Consider the following 3,697-nt stretch of genomic DNA (forward strand, 5'->3'; position numbering starts at 1 on the left):
TGCTACAAATTCATTGGTAACAATTTTCGTTCCCATAATCCCACCTGCTTCAACAAGTTCGCCTGGTGTAATCCCCATAAGGAAACCAACTGGGTAAAGGATATATCCTAAAATTTGCTCCAATGTAACCCCGGCGAAAACTAATTGAATAAGGAAATTAACTAAATTTAATGCAGCAATAAATGCAATCAACATTGCACCAACAATTAATGCGATTCTCCCGCCATCTAATGCTCCATTTCCCATTGCCTCAAACAGACTATTCGCTTCGGAAACTTCTTTTAATTCAATTTCGTCATCTGATGATTTCAGATCAACAGGTGCGATAATAGATGCTACGATCAGTGAACTAAACATGTTTAATGGAAGTGCCACCAACACATATTCCGGTGGCAGCATTTGCATATAAGCACCGATAATAGATGCCGACACAGATCCCATTGCTGAAGCACTGACAATAAATAACCTGTTAGCATTTAAATAATGAAACTGAGACTTAATCGCAATCAATGCTTCCGATTGGCCAAAGAACATACTGTTTACCGCATTAAATGATTCCACTTTTGGCAGCCCAGTAATCTTAGAAATAACAAAGCCGATATATTTAATAATAAATGGTAGAACTCTTAAGTAAGTTAATACAGATAATAATGTGGAGAAGAATATAATGATAAGTAGCACATTAAAGAAGAAGACGCTTGCTCCTTCATCAACGCCTATCCCTCCAACGACAAAATTAACCCCTTCTTTACCAAATTCAATTAACTTATTAAATACTGCGGCAATCTTATTGATAATCCATTCACCAATTGGTGTCATAAACATGAACCATGTTGTCACAACTTGAGCAAGCAGCATTAAGCCAATACCCAAATAGTTTATCTTTTTCCGATCATTACTCATTGCATATGCGATTGCTAGTACAAGTATAATTGCTAAAATCCCTAATATGATGCCCACAAAAAGATCCCTCCCTTATAAAATTCATTCCTTTCTAATCTTCCCTTTTTTTCTGTAATATAATCACATTCCCAGAAAATAAGTTCAGCTTTAAGATGGCTGGAATGACTCAGCAACTTTGATTAAATCACTTTTCGACAAAGTATGTTCACCACTGCGATACGTCAACTTGTAAGTAATCCCCTCTTTTTTCCATGTTAAGGTCTTGGAATAAGGTTGATCACTGTAGTAAGCATTTGTATTATCTGCTAATTGGATTTCTTCGTTCGCTGCTGTTAATTTTGCTTTTTCTGTATCATATATTTGAATCGTAAAAATATCATTATCTATTGTAAACATCGAAATGTCAAATGCTTCTTGGTCTGTTTGCATATCAACAAAACGATCTGTTACTACAATTTCTGCAGGAATGGGAACATATTGGGGCAATTCCGGCTTGAACTGTAATTGATCAAGTGCAGACTCGACTTGTTTTTTTTCGTAATGATGGAATCCTTCTGGTATAGCCGATTGACTGCTGCATCCGATAATCAATATACAAAGCGCCAATAATAAAAATACTGCAATTTTTTTCAATTTTCTTCCTCCCAATTTTACCCATATATTATATTAGACGTTAGGTAAGGGGAGAAAGTTTCAACATTTTTCTGCTAATTTTTACTTTTTAAACAACCTTTACAAGAAAAAAAACTACTCATTGAGAGTAGCTTTTTTCCTGAAAGAAATGTTTCATTGCATAAAAGACGTCTTCCCTGTTGCGAAGGACAAATTGACTGAACTTCGGATGGTCAATATCTTTGAAGGCTTGCGTTAATGTAGAATAGCGATTGTATTGATTTACTTCCCCATATCCGAACAGGCTTGCATATTCCAGCAGCTCGTGAACAGCTTCCAATGATCTGCGATTATCTGATGTTAAATTATCACCGTCTGAAATGTGGAATGGGTAAATATTATAGCTGCTGACTGGATATTTCTCTTCAATTAGTTCTAATGCTTTGCGGTAGGCGGAAGAACAAATCGTACCTCCACTTTCCCCTTTGGTAAAGAAGGATTCTTCATCAACAACTTTTGCTTCGGTGTGATGAGCAATAAATTCGACATCAACGGTTTCATACTTTTTACGTAAAAAGCGCATTGTCCAGAAGTAAAAACTTCTTGCTACATACTTTTCAAACTGCCCCATTGAGCCGCTTGTATCCATCATCGCAAGTACAACAGCTTTAGATTCTGGTTTAATGATATTGTCCCATGTCTTATAACGTAAGTCATCTGGATAAATTGGTGTAAAAGAAGGATTCCCTTCTAATGCGTTTCTGCGATAAGATGCAAGCATTGTCCGCTTCTTGTCAATATTTCCTGTGAGCCCTTTTTTCCTAATATCTTTGAATTCTACATCTGTGACAGTAATATTGTCTTTCTCTTTTTCTTCTAAATTCGGCAATGCCAATTCAGAGAAAAACGCTTCTTCCAATGTCTCCATGTCAACATCTGCTTCATAATAATCGACACCCGGTTTGTCGCCTGCTTTGTCACCTTTATCACTGTTCTTCGGCTTCCCATCTTGTGCGATAACATCTCCTACTTTACTATCACCGTTTCCCTGACCGACATGTTTATTTTTAGACTGGTTGTATCGAATTTTGTACTCATCCAACGATCGAATTGGAATTCTGATAACATCTTTCCCTCTCGACATAATAATGCTTTCTTCACTAATGATATCAGGCAGACGTTTTTTGATTGCATCCTTTATCTTATTCTGGTGCCGTTTTTGGTCGTCATACCCTTTTCTATGGAGGGACCAATCTTCTTCTGCAATTACAAAATTAGAATCAGCCATCCTATCCCCTCCTCTGCTTGTATTATTTTATTGTATGCAAGCAAAGAGAAAAAGATAAATAAATGGGCAGAAAATTTATTTTTTGTAATGGAAGAAAACAGACATTTCCAGATTTTGATGGGATTTTTTTTATAACTTCATTTTCCCTGCCATTCTCAGAAGTTATAACACTAGAAGACCTCCATAACTGGATTACTCCCCTCACGCTCTCATCAAGCATAATTTGAGAAAATGGGAATTAAAAAACACCCATTAACACAGAAAATGTCAATGAGTGTTTTAATTGAATTATCCTTCTAATAATAAATCGTATGGATCTTCCAGTAATTGTTTGATTCGGACAAGGAACTGTACAGCGTCTTTACCATCAACGATTCTGTGATCATATGATAAAGCAATATACATCATTGGACGAACTTCAATTGAATCATCTGGCATAACCATTGCACGTTTTTGAATGGTGTGCATACCTAGAATACCAACTTGCGGTGTATTTAAAATCGGTGTTGACAGCAATGAACCGAAAATACCACCATTTGTTATTGTAAATGATCCTCCTTGAAGATCGCCAAGCTGTAATTCTTTATTTCTTGCTTTTGTACCAAGATTAGCAATCTCTGATTCAATGCCGGCAAAATCAAGTCTGTCAGCATCACGAACGACTGGCACTACTAATCCATCGTCAGTTGAGACAGCAATTCCTATATCATAGTATTTTTTCAAAATAATTTCATTATCCTGAATTTCTGCAGTGATATATGGGAATTCCTTTAATGCTCCAACAACTGCTTTGGTGAAGAATGACATAAATCCAAGCTTGACACCATGCTTTTCTACAAATTTATCTTTTCTTTCACTGCGAAGTTTCATTACAGCTGTCATATCCACTTCATT

General features: G+C 36.2%; 4 protein-coding genes. All 4 read right to left on the minus strand.

Annotated features, from left to right (window positions below; genetic code table 11):
* Positions 1–960 (minus strand): NupC/NupG family nucleoside CNT transporter (locus F9U64_RS02555; RefSeq protein ID WP_228275559.1); only part of this gene is annotated, 960 nt, incomplete at its 3' end.
* A 90-nt stretch (positions 961–1,050) separates the two neighbouring features.
* The gene (locus tag F9U64_RS02560) at positions 1,051–1,536 is read right to left on the minus strand and encodes a DUF4367 domain-containing protein (RefSeq protein WP_153401331.1); all 486 of its coding nucleotides are present in this window, start codon (positions 1,534–1,536) and stop codon (positions 1,051–1,053) included.
* Positions 1,537–1,654: 118 nt separating this feature from the next.
* A complete protein-coding gene (gene yhbH / locus F9U64_RS02565; protein WP_153401333.1) occupies positions 1,655–2,803 on the minus strand; it encodes a sporulation protein YhbH in 1,149 nt (382 codons plus the stop codon).
* Positions 2,804–3,091: 288 nt separating this feature from the next.
* The coding region (locus F9U64_RS22790; RefSeq protein WP_228275560.1) for a 2-oxo acid dehydrogenase subunit E2 at positions 3,092–3,697 on the minus strand (606 nt) is incomplete at its 5' end.

The organism is Gracilibacillus oryzae, assembly GCF_009498735.1.
Taxonomy (GTDB): Bacteria; Bacillota; Bacilli; order Bacillales; family Amphibacillaceae; genus Gracilibacillus; species Gracilibacillus oryzae.